Below are 18334 nucleotides of genomic sequence, written 5' to 3' on the forward strand. Positions count from 1 at the left end.
CCGAAGCTACCGAAAGCGGACTGGAAGACACCACTGGGGTTGAATACCTGTACGCGACCGTTGTCCGTCTCGACTACATAGATATTACCACCGCTATCGACAGCGATACCGTAGAAGCCAAAGAACTGACCGTTCCCCGAACCTTGGCTACCGAAAGCGAACTGGAAGACACCACTGGGGTTGAATACCTGTACGCGACTGTTGCCCGTATCGGCTACATAGATATTACCACCGCTATCGACGGCGATACCGGAGGGGTCCAAGAACTGACCGTTCCCCGAACCTTGGCTACCGAAAGTGGACTGGAAGACACCACTGGGGTTGAATACCTGTACGCGAGCGTTCAACGTCTCGGCTACATAGATATTACCACCGCTACCGACGGCGATACTGTAGGGTCCAAAGAACTGACCGTTCCCCGTACCGGAGCTACCGAAAGCGAAGGAAAAACTGGCCGCAGTGGCACTGGTGGCGATACCAACACATCCGATCGCAGTGGCCGTGACTAGGGAAAAGGATTTGAGCAGAGCCTTTGATAAGCTATGCTTCTCCCCCCCCCGTGATTGATAAGTTGGGTTAATGACATAAAACTTCATAAAATTAAACTGATTGTAACCTACCCCCTTCCTTTAGCAATTGTCAAGGACTTTTTCCAAAGGTGTGCGATTTTTGGGGCAAAAATTCACTAATTACGCTTCTTTACGCCCTAAAGCTACTTTTAATTGTCAGTTTTGACCGTTGAAAGATAGTATTAAAGCCAGAAACCCAGGGTAAAATCAGGATTTCGCTTTATGCCAAACACAGGTTAAATATCAGATTTATCCCAAAAAAGCGCCAATTTTCTCCACGGCGGCCTCTAGAATATCGGGATCGTGAACTAAGGCAAAACGCACATAACCCTCGCCACCCTTACCAAAACCGGAACCGGGGGAAACAGCGACACCAGTTTGGGCCACCAATTGCCGACAAAAATCGACGGAATTACCCGGCCAACTGGGGGGAATTTTCGCCCAAACGTACATAGTGGCGGCCGGAGTGGCAACCGGCCAACCGATGCGATTTAGGGCATTAATAAACACATCCCGGCGTTTTTGGAAGATAGCGACGGTTTCCTTGACTGAATCTTGATTACCGGTTAAAGCAGCGATCGCCCCGTTGAGGATGCCCAAATACTGATTAAAATCAACCATGGCTTTAATCTGTCGCAAAGCCATAATTAACTGCGGGTTGCCAATGGCGAAACCGATGCGAAAACCGCCCATATTATAGGACTTGGAAAAGGTAAAAAACTCGATCGAATTGGTTTTATCTCGATCGGCCTGTAAAATTGACGGGGGGGGCGATGTTCCCGCAAAAAAGATGTCTAGATAGGGAAAATCGTGGATTAAAACTAAATTATGCTGACGGCAAAAATCAACCGCTTTTTGGAAAAATGCCAAAGGTGCGATCGCTGTGGTGGGATTATGGGGATAACTCAAGACCATCAGCTTCGATTGTGCCAGCACTAGGTCAGGAATGTCCTCTAAAACCGGCAGAAAGTCATTTTTTGCCAAAATTGGCATTCCGTAGATTTGACCGCCGGCAAGGGCAACACCGCCCAAATGGGAGGGATAACCCGGATCGAGCAGCAGGGCAAAATCCCCGGGGTTGAGAAGGGCCAAAGGTAGATGGGCCGTGCCTTCCTGAGAACCAATTAGGGGTAAAACCTCCGTTTCCGGATCGACGGGGACACCAAAGCGATCGCTATACCAGTTAGCGGCAGTTATTCGGAAGTCTCGCGTACCATTATGGAGTAAATAGCCGTGGGTGTGAGGATCGTGGAGAGATCGCTCTATAGCATCGATAACATGGGGAGCAGCACCAAGATCGGAGGAACCGAGCGAAAGATCGATAATGGTATTACCCGCTTCTCTACTGGCAGCTTTTGCCCGATCCATATCGGCAAAAACGTTGGATTGGAGTGCCTGTAAGCGGTGTGCTAGGGTTAAGTTATTCATAACCACAGATACCTAATTAGCTGACATAGGTATCGATAAAAGATTGTAATTGTTGTTTGCCGATCGCCCCTTCATGAGTGGCAATAATTTCGTTATCTTTAAAGATGCGTAAAGCGGGAACACCTTTCACATCACATTTAGCCACCGAGTCGGGGTTAGGGTCTATTTCTAGTTTAACTACTTTTAGCCGTTCGCCGTAGGTTTTCGCCACCCAATCGATCGAGGGGGATACCAGACGGCACGGACCGCACCAACTCGCCCAAAAATAGACTAAAACGGGTTTTTCGACCTCAAAAACCTCTTTGTCAAACTTCTGATCGCTAATGACAGTTACGCTACTCACAGTATTTATTTCCTCACCATCGCTACTGATCATCATAGAGGTTCTGGGTAATTTTCGGCAATTATCCACTTCTACGCTTCCTTAAACATTAGGATCAAAGACATCCCGTAAACCATCACCGATAAAATTAATACTTAACACCGTGATCACGATAGCTAGAGCGGGAAAAATGACCAAGTGGGGGGCAGTTGTCAAGTAATCTTTAGCTTTAAATAACATTTGTCCCCAAGTCGGCACATCGGGGGGGAAACCCAAACCCAAAAAACTCAGGGTTGACTCGGTAATAATCGCATTACCCACCGCTAAAGTAGCCGCCACGATAATCATTCCCAAAACATTAGGCAATAAATGCACCCAGATTAAACGGAAAGGAGTGGCCCCCAAAGCAATCGCAGCCGAGATAAATTCCATCTCCCGTAACTTTAAGAAATTTCCCCGCACCAATCGCGCCACCGACATCCAATTTAAACCCCCGATTACTAAAACCACGAGGATAAAAATGCCCGTTTCCGGTCCAGCGATTTTTTTGATACTATCGCGAAATAGATAGACAATCAGTAAAAGTAGGGGCAATTGGGGCAAAGATAGGAATAAATCCGTTAATCGCATCAATAAGCCATCGATTGCGCCCCCGTAAAACCCGGAAATAGCCCCGATCGCCGTTCCCAGAATAATCGCCACCATCATAGCAGCAATGCCCACCGCTAGGGAAATTCGACCCCCCACCAAAATCCTTGCCAATTGATCCTGGCCCAGATCATTAGTCCCAAAAAGATGTTTTAAACTAGGGGGAGCAGTGGTTTGACTAAAATCAATGGTATCGATGGGGACCCGATAGAAAATCGGACCGAATAGGACAGCAAGAATAATTATAATTAATGCGATCGCTCCTATTACTGCCAAGGGATCTCGGTAAAAACGTCGCCAAGTATCGATAATTGCAGAAGACAGGGGAGACATAATCAAGAAAATCACAGATGATTAAAATTTACACGGAAATCGAACGGGGGCAAAATTGGTTACAGCGCCATCAAAAATGTTGTCCGATATTTGCCCTAGTTTTGGGGTTTACCGAGACGGGATTAATCCCCGGAATCTCCACCGCCGGTGCTACCCCGGAAGATAGAAAATATACAGCGATCGCCGATGCCGAATTTATCGTTAAAGGAGTTTCACCCCATCCCCGTTATCCCTTACCCCCCCTAACGGTGGGAGCCTCCCCCGCCTATATTACCCGCGCCGTGGTGGAAAAATTAGCCATTCCCGTCCTCGTTTTTAACGCTGGTTTACCCTTGCCCCCGGCCGTCGATTATATCGAACTGGGGGGACAACCGGCCCGTTGTCTCTCCACCGGCCGCGCCCTAGACCTGACTATAGTAAAACACCTGTTCGCCCAAGGATTAACTTGGGGAGAAAAATTAGCCCGCCAGTCTAGTTATCTAATTATCGGCGAGTGCGTGGTCGGCGGCACCACCACCGCCCTCGCCATCCTCACCGGATTGGGTTATCGAGCCAACGGCAAAGTTAACAGCAGCCATCCCCAGTGCAATCATGCTCAGAAACAGGCAATAGTTGAGCAGGGATTAGCCCGAAAAGAAATTTTTGATCCTTTTGAGGTAATCGCCGCCCTAGGCGATCCTCAGCAGATTTTCGTCGCTGGCATGGCCATCGCCGCCAGTGGGCAGGGTGGGGTACTCCTCGCCGGAGGAACCCAAATGTTAGCCGTTTCTGCCCTAATTCAAGCTCTAGTGGCTAAATATGCCTATCCGGTTAACTGGGAAAATATCATCGTCGGCACAACTCGCTGGGTAGCGGAAGATAAAACGGGGGATACGGTGGGATTAGCCCGCATGATCGGAAAATTGCCTTTATTAGCCACACAATTAGACTTTTCTGCCTCTAAATACCCGGTTTTGCAAGCTTATCAACAGGGTTTTGTCAAAGAGGGAGTGGGTGCGGGGGGATGTGCGATCGCCGCTTGTCTGTACCGGAATTGGACTAATCAAGATTTGGTCAAAGCGATCGAAAATTTAATCGGGTTTCAACTAAACTGTTGACTATCTAGGGTTTGCGGCAAAAAGTTTTTCCAGGGGGCAGGGTGTAGGGTTTTGCCGATTTTCAGGTGGTCAATTACCTAATTTTCAGGGAAAAAGTCCCTGAATTTTCCCCCTGATCACTCCCATGCCGGCCACTTTTGGATTTCAAAAAGGTCTAAAAGTCTTATCCAACAAGGTTTTTAGATTTATTCAGCCAACCCTAAATACGCGGGCAGCTTATGAGAGAAAATAGTGACAAGCAGATTTCTAGTCAATAATTAGGGCTATTTTCCCCGTCACCGAACCAGTTTCTAGCAATTGATGGGCGCTGATAGCTGCCGCTAAAGGGAAGGTTTGGGAGAGATGAATAGTTAACTTTTTCTCGTCAATTAAACGCGCCCCTTGTCTGAGAATTTCTGTTTGATATTTTTGCGCTTCTGGCAGTCCCATCAAAGCCGGGGTTAACATTAATTCTAAACTAATCCGCAAATTGCGATCGCGCGCTTCCTTCCAGCTGCCCGTAGGTTCCAAAATCGTCACCATATCGCCGTACACTTGCACCGCTCGGCAAGTTTGCCCAAAAGTTTCCCCTCCCACCGTATCAAAAGCGACATCTACTCCTTTCCCTGCGGTTTGTTGAAGTATCGCCGAGACAAAATCGGTTTGTTTGTATAAAATCGGGTAATCTGCCCCTAATTGCCGCACTAAACGCTCTTTATCGCTATTTCCCACCGTCGTATAAACTTTAGCTCCCCTCAGTTTCGCCAACTGAATCGCGACATGACCAACACCCCCGGCCCCGCCATGGATAAGTACGCTTTGTCCCGACTGAAGACGGGCGCGATCATAGAGTGCTTCCCAAGCGGTGATTAAAACTAAAGGTACAGCGGCCGCCTCGGCAAAAGAAAGAGATTTCGGCTTGTGGGCTAGATAATCCGCCTCGATCAGGGCATATTCAGCATAATTTCCCGTGCCAGCCTTGCCCAGTCCGCCGTTACAAAAATACACTTCATCCCCGGGGCGAAAATCCTGCACCGCCGCCCCAACGGCCTCGACAATTCCCGCCCCGTCACAGCCCAAAATGGCCGGCATTTGCTCGGGGTAAAAAGTGCCGCGTTTACGAATTTTTGTATCAATAGGGTTGACACCAGCGGCTTTTAATGCTACTAAAACCTGATGCGGTTGACTAATTTTCGGGGTGGGGACTTCCTGAAGCTGTAGGACATCCACGGCGGTCATGAGGATAGCTTTCATTCTGTCTATTCCGGATTAACCCACATTAACGTCTGACCAAATTCTACCGGTTCACCGTTAGCGACGGCGATTTCGACGATTTGCCCGGCCACCTCCGCTTCGATTTCATTCATCAACTTCATCGCTTCGATGATACAGACCGTTTGTCCGACACGGATCCGATCGTTTTTTTCCACGAAAGACGGTTCATCGGGAGCAGCAGCGCGATAAAAAGTGCCGACCATCGGAGAGGTAATCGCCAGCCATTTTTTATCCATAGCGGCGGCTACGGGTTCGGGAGTGGGGGTTTCTGGGACCGGGGTGGGACCTGCGGCTACCACTGGAGCGGCGACCGGGGCCGTCACCACCGGCAAGGGAGCGGCGAGAGGCCCAAGGGCAGTATTAACGGTTCCTTTGCGGATATTTAGCTCTAAATCTGCACTTTTCAGGCTAAATTCACTGATATCCGTTGCTGCCAATGTTTTGATCAGTTCTCGAATTTCGTTGTAATCAATAGTCACCGCTCTGAAATCCCCTCGCAAATAAAAAGCAACAAATCCAAATTCGCACCCACCAAACTATCGATTTTTCCCATCTAGCGGCTAAGTTTTGGGAAACAGGCTCAGAAACACTGGCTTTAGTCCTAAACCCGTCCCTAAGCCCTCATTTCTGGGCTTCTCATCACAATTATTCTCGTCCCAGATAGGAACCGTCCCGGGTGTCCACTTTGATCCTTTCACCGATAGAAATAAACAGGGGAACCATCACCTGCGCTCCCGTTTCTACGATCGCCGGTTTCGTGCCACCGGTGGCCGTATCTCCCTTGACTCCCGGATCCGTATCGGTGATTTCCAAGATTACCGAGGTGGGCAATTCTATGTCTAACACTTGATCATTCCAAAAGAGAATATTGACTTCCATTCCTTCCTTCAGATACTTGGCTCGATCGCCCATTTGTACCGGGGTGAGAGTTGCTTCCTCAAAAGTCTCCATGTCCATGAAGACAAACTGATCGCCTTCTTTGTAGGTGTGCTGCATGGTACGCTTTTCGATCGTGGCTGAGGGCAAGGTTTCCCCCGCCCGGAACGTCCGTTCTACCACGTTGCCGGTCTGAACATTTTTTAACTTGGTTCGCACGAAGGCCGATCCCTTGCCCGGTTTAACGTGCAGGAATTCCACCACCCGCCAGACAGAGCCATCTATCTCGATGGTCGTGCCACTCCGAAAGTCGTTACTCGAAATCATGAAATGCTGTTTAGGCCAAGAAAGATCAACATTCCATTTTACATACTTCCTGTACCCGAAAAAACTTTTTTCCCGTCCGTACAGGTAAGGGGGAGGTGGGAGGTGGGGCAAGCAAGGGACAAAAGCTAATCACTTAAGTACCTAATAGCATTTTTCACCCTGAAACCTCGATTTTTAGTACAATATTACTGCAATACTAAAAGCAGTGAACAAATAAACAGCGATGATCACCGGCGAATTAAAATCCAAAATAGATAAACTTTGGACAACCTTCTGGAATAACGGCATTAGTAACCCGCTTTCGGTAATCGAGCAGATTTCCTATTTACTCTTTATCAAGCGCCTAGATGACCTAGAACTAGCTAAGGAGCGTAGGTCCCAAAGATTAGGCGAAAACCTCGAAAATCCCACCTTTACCCCCAGCCAACAGCATATCCGTTGGTCGCACTTCAAAAATATCGATGATGGGGAGACAATGCTCCAGATTGTCCGGGATGAAGCGTTTCCCTTTATCAAAGATCTGGGGCAATTGTCCAAGGGTAGCACCTACGCTAAACACATGAAGGACGCGGTGTTTCTCGTCGCCTCCCCGGCGCTGCTGGCCACGGTAATCGAACAAATTGAAAAAATCCCGATGGAGGATCGGGACACCAAAGGCGACCTTTACGAGTATATGCTCTCGAAACTGAGTACAGCCGGGACTAACGGACAGTTTCGCACACCGCGCCATATTATCAAAATGATGGTGGAGTTATTAGCGCCGGGACCCCGGGAAGTTATCTGTGATCCGGCCTGTGGCACAGGAGGCTTTTTAGTAGCGGCTGCCGAGTATGTGCGGGAGTTAAAGGACAGCGAGGGAGGACGTTTGCTCCATGAACGCGGCAACCTAGAGCATTTCAATAACCAAATGTTCCACGGTTTTGATTTCGATGCGACGATGTTACGCATTGGCAGCATGAACCTGATGTTACACGGTATCGAGCAGCCGATTATCGAGGCCCGGGATTCCCTATCGGAGGATCACGCCGGGGTAGAGGATATAGCGGTGTGCAGTCGTATGAGGTACAGTGTCACGAGCTATAAACCATGCTAGGCAAAGCTTGGTCTGTATCTCACTCAAGCGCTTACCGCTATAGTTTTACGATGATTCTGGCTAATCCACCGTTTAAGGGTTCGGTGCAGAAGTCCACTATTGCCAAGGATTTATCGAAAATCATTGACACCACTAAAACCGAGTTATTATTCATGTCCCTGTTTTTGCGCTTGCTGAAGACGGGGGGAAAAGGTGCGGTAATTGTGCCGGATGGGGTGCTATTTGGCTCGTCCAAGGCCCATAAGGACATCCGCACCATCTTGGTAGAAGAACATAAGCTAGAGGGGGTGATATCGATGCCGTCGGGGGTGTTTAAACCTTACGCGGGGGTATCTACCGCAATCCTGATTTTTACGAAGCTGGGGGTAAGGGAAAAGGGGACTGACTTCGTTTGGTTTTATGACATGGTGGCGGATGGTTTCTCTCTCGATGATAAGCGCCAACCGATTGCCGATAATGATATCCCGGACTTGCTGCGCTGTTGGCAGCAACGCGACTCCGCTAAGGATACCAATCGCCAAGGGAAGGCGTTTTTTGTGCCTCGCGAGGAGATTCAGGCCAATGCTTATGATCTATCAATTAACCGTTATAAGGAGATAGAGTACGAGGAAGTGAGCTATGAGCCGCCGAAGGTGATTTTACAGAAGTTAAGGGCTTTAGAGGCTGATATTCGTCAGGATTTGGACGCATTAGAGGAGATGTTAGGAGATTAGGAGATGAAAAATCTACAGCCATTAGACCTACATCCTCTCAAAACCGAATCCGAGTATGAGGCCGCTTTACTGGAGATTGAGTCGCTTCTGGAAGTACCTCCGGGGACACCGGAAGCAGCGCGCTTAGATTTGCTTGCCACACTGGTTGATGCCTATGAACAGGAACATTTTCCCATCCCTCTACCGGATCCTATCGAAGCGGTCAACCGAAAGGATATTTGATTTATGCTGAGAAATAAGATTTGTCGGCATTTAGATTCCAAGAGAGTGGTGGGTTACGCTATCGCTAACCCACCCTACCCATTGAAGGGAGAAGAGTTCATGGTAGGGTGAGTTAGACGGCAACAATCTAGGCGTTAAAGTCAATCTAACAATCCGTCGTAACCCACCGCTTTAGTCCACCGAAAGGATATTTGATTTATGCTGAGAAATAAGATTTGTCGGCATTTAGAGGGGATGTGATGACTGTAACGACAAAGCAACAGGTAATCAGTCTGCTAGAGCAAAATCAAGCCGAATTACGGCGATTGGGAGTTAGTCGCTGTGGTTTGTTCGGATCTTTTCGGACAGAGCAGACGACAGAGAAGAGCGATGTGGATATTTTGGTGGTGTTTCAACCCAAGATGAAGACGTTTAATAATTTTATGGATTTATGTTTCTTTTTGGAGGACTTGTTTGGTCGGAGTGTGGATCTGGTTACACCTGAGTCGTTGAGTCCTTTTTTTGGACAACGAATTCTCGATGAGGTGGAATATGTCCCGTTCTCCTAAAGACTATTTGCAACATATTTTACAGGAGACGGCGTTTATTTTGGAGCATTCTCAAGGGCTAACCCAAGATGCTTTTTTCAAGGATGAACTGCTGAAAAGGGCTTTTGTGAGAAGTCTGGAGATTATTGGAGAAGCGTCTAAAAATTTGCCAGATGAGTTTAGGCAAAGAAACCCGCAGGTACCTTGGAGAGGAATGGCAGGAATGCGAGATAGATTGATCCATGTCTATTTTGGAGTTGATTATGAGGTTGTTTGGGATGTGATTGTCAATCAAATTTCTGGCTTGCATCAGGAAGTTGAACGATTGATCAATGAGCATCAAAGTCAATGATCTGGTAGGGTGGGTTAGACGGCAACAATCTAGGCGTTAAAGTCAATCTAACAATCCGTCGTAACCCACCGCTTTAGTCCACCGAAAGGATATTTGATTTATGCTGAGAAATAAGATTTGTCGGCATTTAGATTCCAAGAGAGTGGTGGGTTACGCTATCGCTAACCCACCCTACCCATTGAAGGGAGAAGAGTTCATAGTAGGGTGGGTTAGACGGCAACAATCTAGGCGTTAAAGTCAATCTAACAATCCGTCGTAACCCACCGCACCCACCGCTTTAGTCAACCGAAAGGATGTTTGATTTATGTTTGAAAATAAGATTGATCAGGTTTTACGCGCGTTAAAGGAGATGTTGGGATGAAGGATTGGCCATCTGTCGCACTAGGCGATATTTTTGAAATTGCTCGTGGTGGTTCGCCAAGACCGATTCAGAATTTTCTGACAGAAGAACCTGACGGTGTAAACTGGGTAATGATTGGTGATGCTTCGGATAGTTCAAAATACATTACACACACTAAAAAGCGCATTTTGAAGACTGGTGTTAAGAATTCACGCATGGTCTATCCGGGTGATTTTTTACTTACGAATTCCATGAGCTTTGGCCACCCTTATATCATGAAAACATCTGGTTGTATTCATGATGGATGGCTTGTTTTAAGTAATAAAAAAGGTGTTATTGATCAAGATTATTTTTATCATCTACTAGGTTCTGATCTATAGCGGTAAGCGCTTGAGTGAGATACAGACCAAGCTTTGCCTAGCATGGTTTATAGCTCGTGACACTGTACCTCATACGACTGCACACCGCTATAATATATGCAGAGTTTTCCCGTCTTGCTTCTGGTTCAACTGTAAAGAACTTAAATATTGAGATAGTTAAAGGGATTAAGGTATCCCTCCCACCCCTCGAAGAACAGCGAAGAATTGCGGCAATTTTAGATAAAGCGGATGGGGTGCGACGCAAGCGCAAGGAGGCAATTCGGTTGACTGAGGAGTTGTTAAAATCGACTTTCCTAGAGATGTTCGGTGATCCTGTTACTAATCCGAAAGGGTGGGAGATAAAAACGATTGAGGATATTACTGTAAATCAGAAAGGTGCCATTAAGCGCGGACCATTTGGTGGTGCATTGAAAAAAGATATTTTCACTCAAGTAGGGTTCCTCGTTTACGAGCAATATCACGCACTAAATAATGATTTTTCGTTTGAAAGATACTACATTGACGAAGATAAATTTGAGGAGATGAAAGGATTTGAAGTAAAACCAGGGGATATTATTATTAGTTGCTCAGGTGTTTATCTTGGTAAGTTGGCAATCGTACCTGAAAATGCAAAGCCAGGTATTATCAATCAAGCTTTGTTGAGGATCACACTGAATCAGAGAAAAATGAATAACTATTTCTTTGTATACCATTTTAGTCACGAAAGTTTCCGTGCCAAGTTCTTTGCGGCTAATAGAGGATCGGGAGTACCAAATTTCCCTCCGATTAGTGAATTCAAGACATTCCCATTTATTGTTCCTCCAATTGAGGAACAGAATAAGTTCTCAGCTAGACTTCAGCAGATTCAAGGCTTTCGATCAAAAGCCTACGAGGGTATCAAAGAATCCGAAAATCTCTTTAATTCCCTTTTACAAAAGGCATTTAGGGGGGAACTGTAGCCATGGCAGCCGGCGGATTACTGCCATAATCTTGTGGGAAATGCCATTAAAAAAGACCGTTGGACAATTAACCAAGATTCCTATCATCTCACACTGTCACGCGGGAAAACCCTAGATAAAATAACCGGCTCTTCTCGACTTTGTGTGATAAGTTTAAATTATATAGGATCGATCGATCTTTGTGTCCTTTGTGTCTTTGTGGTTCGTTCCACCCCCTCGCTAGGAGAAATGTATCTTAGAATACATTTTACCCACCAAACCTAGGAGAGCCAATAACCGAACTTGCTGTTTTTTTATATAACTGTTAAACAATAACCAAGTAAAATATAAGTAGCTGGTTATAATTAAATTAAAAATGGATTTTAGGTTCGATCCCCCCTGCCCCCCTTGATAAGGGGGGTGCCGATAGGCGGGGGGATCCCCCTTAATAAGGGGGGCATCTGATAATTTTTAACGCCTACCTACTTATACAATTGTTAAACAATAATCAGGTAAAATATAGAGATAGCCAAAACTTTGGGAATAATAAAGTTATAGACTGGGGAGCGCAATATGGACTCAAACTTCTCCTTCCTGCGAGATCAATTCCCGACAATCTACGAACACGCCGCCAACGCGGAGAAACTCGTTTTCTCCGTCCCCCGGGCCAGTTGCTTCTATACCCGTTTTGTCCTAGAACAAATGGTCTGCTGGCTCTATGAAAACGACCCCTACCTGCAACCGCCCCGGGAAAGTAACCTAGGCGCTCTCATCCACGAGCAAACCTTTAAAGATAACCTTAAACCAGGACTTTTCGGCAAAATTCGCACCATCCACAAAGTCGGCAACAACGCCGCCCACGATACCAGCCTCATCAGTGAACGGGACTCCCTGCACCTGATCGAGGAACTATTTCATCTCACCTACTGGCTCGTGCGCTACTATGGGCAGAATGGGCGAAAATTGGGCGATATTAGCTTTGATCGCCAGAAGATACCCCCGGCCGCACCCCCCGCTCCCAAACAACTGCAAGACCTGGAAAAACGCCTGTCCCAAAGCGATGCCCTGCGCCAATTGGCCGAAGCAAAACAGCGCCAAACCGAGGCCGAACTCGCAGCCGCTAGGGCCGAACGGGATGCCCTCCTTGCCCAAAATCGAGCGATCGCTGACCGGCACGACTACAACGAAGCCGACACCCGCCGCTACCTGATCGATGTACTACTCCAAGAAGCCGGCTGGGATACCAAAGCCCCCAACGCCACAGAGTTCGAGGTGTGGGGGATGCCCATCCAACAAGCGGGGGATACCGGACGCGGTTTCGTCGATTATGTACTATGGGGTGACGACGGCAAACCCCTCGCCCTCGTGGAGGCAAAACGCACCAGCAAAAGCCCCGACAGCGGACAAGATCAGGCCAAACTCTACGCCGACTGCTTAGAAAAAAACTACAACCAACGCCCCGTTATTTTCTACAGCAACGGCTATGAAACCTATCTCTGGGATGATCTCGCCTATCCCCCCCGTCCCGTCCTCGGTTTCCTGCGAAAAACCGAGCTAGAACGGCTAATTTTCCGCCGTTCCCACCGTAAACGCCTCAGCAACACCGCCATTAACGAGGATATCGTCGGCCGCCCCTACCAGAAAGAGGCCATCCGCCGCATTACCGAAACTTTTGAAGAAAAGTGCGCCCGTAAGTCCCTGTTGGTTATGGCCACCGGAACCGGTAAAACCCGAACTGCGATCGCATTGGTGGAACTGCTCAAGAGCGCCAATTGGGTAAACCGAGTCCTGTTTCTGGCCGATCGCAATGCCCTATTAAAGCAAGCCTATCGAGCCTTTCAGCGGCATCTACCCAGCGTTACCGTCCTGCATCTGACCCGCAGCAAGGACGTGACGGGGGCTAACGTCCTCTTCTCCACCTATCAAACCATGCTCAACGCCATCGATCGCATGGATGCAGAGGGGCGAATCTTTGGGGTGGGTTATTTTGACCTAGTGATCGTCGATGAAGCCCATCGCTCCATTTATCAGAAATACGGCGAAATATTCGATTATTTCGATGCCCTGCTGGTGGGGCTAACTGCCACGCCGCGCTCGGAAATAGACCGGGACACCTACCGCATTTTCCAGCTACCCCAGGGCGTGCCTACCTTCGCCTACGAGTTAAATGATGCCGTTAGGGATGGCCACCTCGTCCCCCCCAAGGGCGTTACCGTACCGTTTAAGTTTCTGCGTACTGGGGTGAAATACAGCGATCTAACCCCGGAGGAGCGGCTAGACTACGAGGAGAAGTTCCGGGACGAGGAAAGCGGCGAACTACCGCAGGCAATTAACGCAGCTGCCTTTAATGACTGGTTGTTCAATATCGACACCGTGGATCAAGCATTAGAATTATTGATGCAACGGGGGCTAAAGGTCAACAGTGGCGATCGATTGGGTAAAACGATTATTTTTGCCCGTAATCACCGACACGCCCAATGTATCTGCGATCGCTTTAACAGTAACTATCCTCACTACAAAGGTCATTTCGCCAAAATTATTGACAGTCACGACAATTACGCCCAGAGTCTGCTCGATGACTTCAGCGAAGCCAACAAAGAACCGATTTTGGCCGTCTCGGTGGATATGCTCGATACCGGCGTAGATGTGCCGGAAGTGGTCAATTTGGTGTTTTTTAAGCCCGTATTCTCCCGGGTGAAGTTCAATCAGATGATCGGGCGCGGGACCCGTCTCTGTCAGGATTTGTTCGGGCCTGGCAACCATAAAACCGAGTTTCTGGTCTTCGACCTCTGCGGGAATTTCGAGTATTTCGAGCAGGATATCGATGAAACAAGCCAGAAAATACCCGAAAGCCTCACCAGTCGCCTAGTGAAACATCGCCTCGAGTTGGCAACCCGTCTCGCTCCCGCCAAGCAAAGCGCGACACCTAGGGCGAGAGAGCAGTCCTCTACTTACAAAGTCGAGCGGGCCGGCGACCTATACACGAGTTTGCTCGATGCACTCCATCAACACATCGCCACCATGCCCCGGGATAATTTCCTCGTGCGTCGTCGCTTGCCGCAGGTGGAAACCTTTAGTCAGCGTCAGCGTTGGAACAACCTCAGTCAGGAGGACGCGGCCACCATTGCCGACTCCTTGGCCGGTTTACCCAATGGTTTGCCCAATGAGGACCCCCTGTCCAAGGAATTTGACCTTCTCTGTGTGAAACTGCAATTGGCCATTCTCAAGGTATCCCGTAGCTATGAGCGATTGCGGGACAAAGTGCGGGATATTCTCGGTCAACTGGAGACTAAACCCGATATACCGATGATTAAGGGGCAATTGGCCTTTATTCGCGAGGTGCAGGACGAAAGCTGGTGGACCAGAGCAACGCCGTCAATGGTGGAGGGGATTCGGGTGCGTGTCCGGGATCTGGTCAAGTTTATCGATCGCCAAAAGCAGCAGATCGTGATCACCGATTTTGTCGATGAGATGGGGGAGGTGCAGATTGTCGATATTCCCACCCATCAGACCGGTTTTAGTCGCGAACAGTATCGCCGGAAAGTCGAGTCCTATATCCGTCAGCATCAGGATCACCTTGCGATCGCTAAGTTGCGGCGCAATATCCCCCTAACGGACAGGGATTTATCTGCTCTAGAGGAGATGCTATTTTCGGCCGCAGAAATTGAGAGCCGTCAGCGTTTTGAGGAGGTCTTTGGCCGGACGAAAAGCCTCAAGCTCCTGATCCTGGAAATCGTCGGACTCGATCCCGCAGGGATCTGCGTAGCGGCACGCCAGGCGGCTAAACAAGCTTTTGCCCGTTATTTGCAGGGGACAAACTTCTCGGCCAATCAAATCCGTTTTATCGAAAATATCATCGATATCCTCACTAAAAACGGAGTTATCAATCCGGGGGCGCTCTACGAGCCTCCCTTTACCGATAACCATCCCGAAGGTCTAGATGGGATGTTTAATGATCGGGAAGCTGATCGGATCGTCTCGATTTTGCGCTCGTTTAATGAGTCCGTTGATGCGGTCTAAGAGCAAGCGCGTACTACTATAAAATAAGAGCATGAAAACTGACACGATTTTTTATCAACTCTTTCAATCTTTCCCCTCTATCTTCTTTGAATTAATTCAACTCCCTATCACCGAGGCGAATAACTACCGCTTTGACTCAGTGGAAGTCAAACAACTTTCCTTTCGTCTTGATGGAGTCTTTCTGCCTCAAAATAATCACCCCCAGACTCCTATCTACTTCTGTGAGGTACAATTTCAAGAAGATGAGGCTTTTTATCAGCGCTTTTTCACCGAAATATTCTTATATCTCAGTAAAACTGACTTAACCAATGATTGGCGGGGTGTGATTGTCTATCCTAACCCTCAAGTAGAAACCGATAAAGTTCAACGCTATCGGGAACTCCTCAACTCCGAGCGAGTGAGACGGATTTATCTGAATGAATTAGAAAACATTCCTCAAACTTCGATTGGTTTAGCTACAGTCCAATTAATCACCCTATCTAAAGCAAAAGCGATTGATAGCACCCGAAAATTAATCCAAAGAGTGCGGGAAGAATTAACCCCCGACCAAAAACCGCAAGAACTCTTACAATTAATAGAGACGATTCTCGTTTATAAGTTACCGCTTCTCAATCGTCGGGAGATAGAAACTATGTTTAGTTTAGATGAATTAAAACAAACTCAGTATTTTCAAGATGTGCGCGAGGAAGGTCGTCAGGAAGGTCGTCAGGAAGGTCGTCAGGAAGGTCGTCAGGAAGGCAGACTAAACAAAGCATTAGAGGCGGTCCCTCGTTTGTTAGCATTAGGGTTAAGCGTTGAGCAAGTCGCATCCGCCTTAGAATTAGAGGTTAAACAGGTTAGAGCTATACAAAACGGGACATAATCTCCTTATGTCCTCATGTCTAGGAGGTTCTGTTATACTAAATCCTGTTTGATTTGATTGATTCAAGCTAATGTTATGGCTAATACTGGGAAAAGTTAAGATTTATACCCCATAGTTGACATCCTCACCGCCGTAAACGGACGGTGATTCCCAAACCTCACGATTTAGGTTTCTGCTTCTTTCCCTTGCGGGGTTCCGCACCTGCCTTAACAGATTTACTCTGTTCTGGTCTTATGAGCGATTAAAAGCAATAATCTCCGCCATTCTACCCCCCCCGAATTTGTCAAGTATTCTCCGTTTTTTATTGATGAATACGGAAAAAGCCCATCAGGGAGAGAGTGGAAGGGTTAGAAAGTTGAGATTTAACGAGTCCGTTGATGCGGTCTAAGAGCAAGCGCGGATGAAGAAATAAATGGCCATCAGTAGCAGAAAAATATAAAAAGTAATCCGCACCAATCGATCGGGTAATTTCGGTAAAAAACGAGTGGTTACTTGTACACCTATAGAACCACCGATACCTAAAATAATCCCTTGTAGATAAAGAATATAACCGGCTTGGGCATGAGCGAAACAGGCGGCGATCGAATTGAGTAAAACCACACCTAAACTGGTGACAATGGCGATTTTGATCTTTTCTGCCAAAAAAATCATCTGTAGTGGCACCATGATCGCCCCACCGCCAATTCCGAAAATACCGGCTAGAAATCCAGCGATTCCTCCGGTTAGCAGACGGGCTAGATTAGGATGCAATCTAATGGCAGAAACTGGCTCTTTTTGGCTTAAATTTTGCTTGAGATTGGTTAAATAGATATTGAGCAGTAAAAAACAACCAAAAGCCGCTTCTAGGAGGTGTTTGGGGCTATATTTGACCAGATAGACCCCGATAAATGCCGTAAAAATCCCAGGTAAACCTAAGAGGAGAACTCGCTGCCATTTGAGGGAACCTAATCGCCAATTTTGGATCGTACCCCCTAGGGAAGTGAAAACGATCGCTAAACTGCTGGTAGCCACCGATTCTCCGTAACTGTAGCCCAAATTTAACAGGATCGCCACGGAGATAGTGCCACCCCCAATACCGAATAAACCCGCTAATAAGCCCGAAAAAACGCCTGTTATCAGTAAAATTAAGTAATAGTCTGCCATTATCTTCGTTTCATGGCCTTGAAGGGTCTGAATTTGCTATCATACATAGGGGCAATGGTAGAACATTTTCTCGAAGAAAGGGCTATTAACTAAAATTTAGTGATCAATGGGGCTAAATTATTGACAATCACCTGATATTTTTTCTGATTTAATTACCTAAAATGTCGGATGAATGCCCCCGCTAAATTTTTCGACAAGATAATCACCTTTGCGGGGGATGAAATCTGACCAGAATATTAACTGCGAAGCACGATTTTAATTCTACCATTTGTAGGTAAACTGTGTTATACTTAATTTATCCAAGGTCGAGGATTAATCAATGCTAGTCGTAGAAGCCAAGTTAAAAAACGGAACCCCAGAGCAATATCACCAGCTTGATGAAGCTATCAAAACTTCTCAGTTTGTGCGTAACTCTTGTGTTCGTTATTGGATGGACAATAAGGGGACAACCCGCAATGATCTCCAAAAGCTTTGTGCTGTACTAGCAGACAACAAAGAAACACCTTGGGTGAATAAATTAAACTCCCAAGCTCGTCAATCGGCTGCTGATAGAGCCTGGCAATCAATTACTAGGTTTTACCATAATTGTCATGCTAAGATACCAGGGAAAAAGGGGTTTCCTCGGTTCAAAAAGCATAGCCGTTCGGTTGAATACAAACTAACAGGCTACAAACTATCTGATAATCGACGTAAAATCAGATTTACTGACGGTTTTAAAGCAGGAGAATTTGATTTATGGTGTAGTCAAAAAACCTTAGTTTATTATTCAGAACAACAGATTAAACGAGTAAGAGTTGTTAGACGTGCTGACGGTTATTATTGCCAGTTTTTGATTGACGTAGAACGGCAAGAATACCATAAACCAACGGGACAAATAACAGGAATTGACTTAGGTTTAAAAGAGTTTTATA

At 47.1% G+C, this 18334-nt stretch carries 19 protein-coding genes; 11 read left to right on the top strand and 8 right to left on the bottom strand.

Features of this window, described 5'->3' with window-relative positions:
• The 4 genes from IM477_RS16375 to IM477_RS16390 all read right to left on the bottom strand — a co-directional run.
• Positions 1-596, bottom strand: a 596-nt coding sequence (locus tag IM477_RS16375; protein ID WP_287732625.1) for a 6-bladed beta-propeller, incomplete at its 3' end; no start/stop codon positions are given.
• 222 nt (positions 597-818) lie between these two features.
• Positions 819-1997, bottom strand: coding sequence for an LL-diaminopimelate aminotransferase (locus tag IM477_RS16380; protein WP_287732627.1), 1179 nt, complete (start codon positions 1995-1997; stop codon positions 819-821).
• A gap of 16 nt (positions 1998-2013) precedes the next feature.
• Positions 2014-2376, bottom strand: coding sequence for a thioredoxin family protein (locus IM477_RS16385; RefSeq protein WP_287732629.1), 363 nt, complete (start codon positions 2374-2376; stop codon positions 2014-2016).
• A 45-nt stretch (positions 2377-2421) separates the two neighbouring features.
• Positions 2422-3300, bottom strand: coding sequence for an ABC transporter permease (locus tag IM477_RS16390; protein WP_061432442.1), 879 nt, complete (start codon positions 3298-3300; stop codon positions 2422-2424).
• Between the two features lie 17 nt (positions 3301-3317).
• Here IM477_RS16390 and cobT point away from each other — a divergent pair, with 17 nt between their 5' ends.
• Positions 3318-4397 (top strand): nicotinate mononucleotide-dependent phosphoribosyltransferase CobT, encoded by a 1080-nt coding sequence (gene cobT / locus IM477_RS16395; RefSeq protein ID WP_287732631.1) that lies wholly within the window; start codon positions 3318-3320, stop codon positions 4395-4397.
• A gap of 246 nt (positions 4398-4643) precedes the next feature.
• On the opposite strand, the gene IM477_RS16400 is transcribed toward cobT, so the two are convergent.
• The 3 genes from IM477_RS16400 to efp form a co-directional block, all read right to left on the bottom strand.
• Positions 4644-5630 (bottom strand): zinc-dependent alcohol dehydrogenase family protein, encoded by a 987-nt coding sequence (locus IM477_RS16400; RefSeq protein ID WP_287732633.1) that lies wholly within the window; start codon positions 5628-5630, stop codon positions 4644-4646.
• 5 nt (positions 5631-5635) lie between these two features.
• Positions 5636-6130, bottom strand: coding sequence for an acetyl-CoA carboxylase biotin carboxyl carrier protein (gene accB, locus IM477_RS16405; RefSeq protein ID WP_287732635.1), 495 nt, complete (start codon positions 6128-6130; stop codon positions 5636-5638).
• A gap of 166 nt (positions 6131-6296) precedes the next feature.
• Entirely contained in the window at positions 6297-6854 is a 558-nt protein-coding gene (gene efp / locus IM477_RS16410; protein WP_002762061.1) for an elongation factor P, read from the bottom strand.
• Positions 6855-7077: 223 nt separating this feature from the next.
• Here efp and IM477_RS16415 point away from each other — a divergent pair, with 223 nt between their 5' ends.
• The 9 genes from IM477_RS16415 to IM477_RS16455 all read left to right on the top strand — a co-directional run bounded on the left by IM477_RS16415 (position 7078) and on the right by IM477_RS16455 (position 16280).
• Positions 7078-7947 carry a type I restriction-modification system subunit M gene (locus tag IM477_RS16415; RefSeq protein ID WP_287732637.1) on the top strand — a complete coding sequence of 290 codons (870 nt, stop codon included), beginning with the start codon at positions 7078-7080 and terminating at the stop codon, positions 7945-7947.
• A complete protein-coding gene (locus IM477_RS16420) occupies positions 7941-8660 on the top strand; it encodes an HsdM family class I SAM-dependent methyltransferase (protein WP_287732639.1) in 720 nt (239 codons plus the stop codon). The genes IM477_RS16415 and IM477_RS16420 overlap by 7 nt, the downstream gene beginning before the upstream one ends.
• A gap of 3 nt (positions 8661-8663) precedes the next feature.
• Positions 8664-8882, top strand: coding sequence for a helix-turn-helix domain-containing protein (locus IM477_RS16425; protein WP_287732641.1), 219 nt, complete (start codon positions 8664-8666; stop codon positions 8880-8882).
• A gap of 239 nt (positions 8883-9121) precedes the next feature.
• The gene (locus tag IM477_RS16430) at positions 9122-9430 is read left to right on the top strand and encodes a nucleotidyltransferase family protein (RefSeq protein ID WP_287732643.1); all 309 of its coding nucleotides are present in this window, start codon (positions 9122-9124) and stop codon (positions 9428-9430) included.
• Positions 9414-9761 (top strand): HepT-like ribonuclease domain-containing protein, encoded by a 348-nt coding sequence (locus IM477_RS16435; RefSeq protein WP_002750886.1) that lies wholly within the window; start codon positions 9414-9416, stop codon positions 9759-9761. The genes IM477_RS16430 and IM477_RS16435 overlap by 17 nt, the downstream gene beginning before the upstream one ends.
• Positions 9762-10118: 357 nt before the next feature.
• Entirely contained in the window at positions 10119-10481 is a 363-nt protein-coding gene (locus IM477_RS16440; protein WP_287732644.1) for a restriction endonuclease subunit S, read from the top strand.
• A gap of 56 nt (positions 10482-10537) precedes the next feature.
• A complete protein-coding gene (locus IM477_RS16445) occupies positions 10538-11419 on the top strand; it encodes a restriction endonuclease subunit S (protein WP_287732645.1) in 882 nt (293 codons plus the stop codon).
• A gap of 552 nt (positions 11420-11971) precedes the next feature.
• Positions 11972-15418, top strand: coding sequence for a DEAD/DEAH box helicase family protein (locus IM477_RS16450; RefSeq protein WP_287732646.1), 3447 nt, complete (start codon positions 11972-11974; stop codon positions 15416-15418).
• Between the two features lie 31 nt (positions 15419-15449).
• Positions 15450-16280 (top strand): Rpn family recombination-promoting nuclease/putative transposase, encoded by an 831-nt coding sequence (locus IM477_RS16455; RefSeq protein ID WP_287732647.1) that lies wholly within the window; start codon positions 15450-15452, stop codon positions 16278-16280.
• 384 nt (positions 16281-16664) lie between these two features.
• On the opposite strand, the gene IM477_RS16460 is transcribed toward IM477_RS16455, so the two are convergent.
• Positions 16665-17423, bottom strand: a complete 759-nt coding sequence (locus tag IM477_RS16460) for a sulfite exporter TauE/SafE family protein (RefSeq protein WP_287732648.1) — start codon at positions 17421-17423, stop codon at positions 16665-16667.
• Positions 17424-17742: 319 nt separating this feature from the next.
• Between IM477_RS16460 and IM477_RS16465 the strand changes: the two genes are divergently transcribed.
• A partial coding sequence (locus IM477_RS16465) for an RNA-guided endonuclease InsQ/TnpB family protein (protein WP_287732649.1) occupies positions 17743-18334 on the top strand: 592 nt, incomplete at its 3' end.

The sequence above is a fragment of the Microcystis sp. M090S1 genome (assembly GCF_020246295.1).
Classification (GTDB): domain Bacteria; phylum Cyanobacteriota; class Cyanobacteriia; order Cyanobacteriales; family Microcystaceae; genus Microcystis; species Microcystis aeruginosa.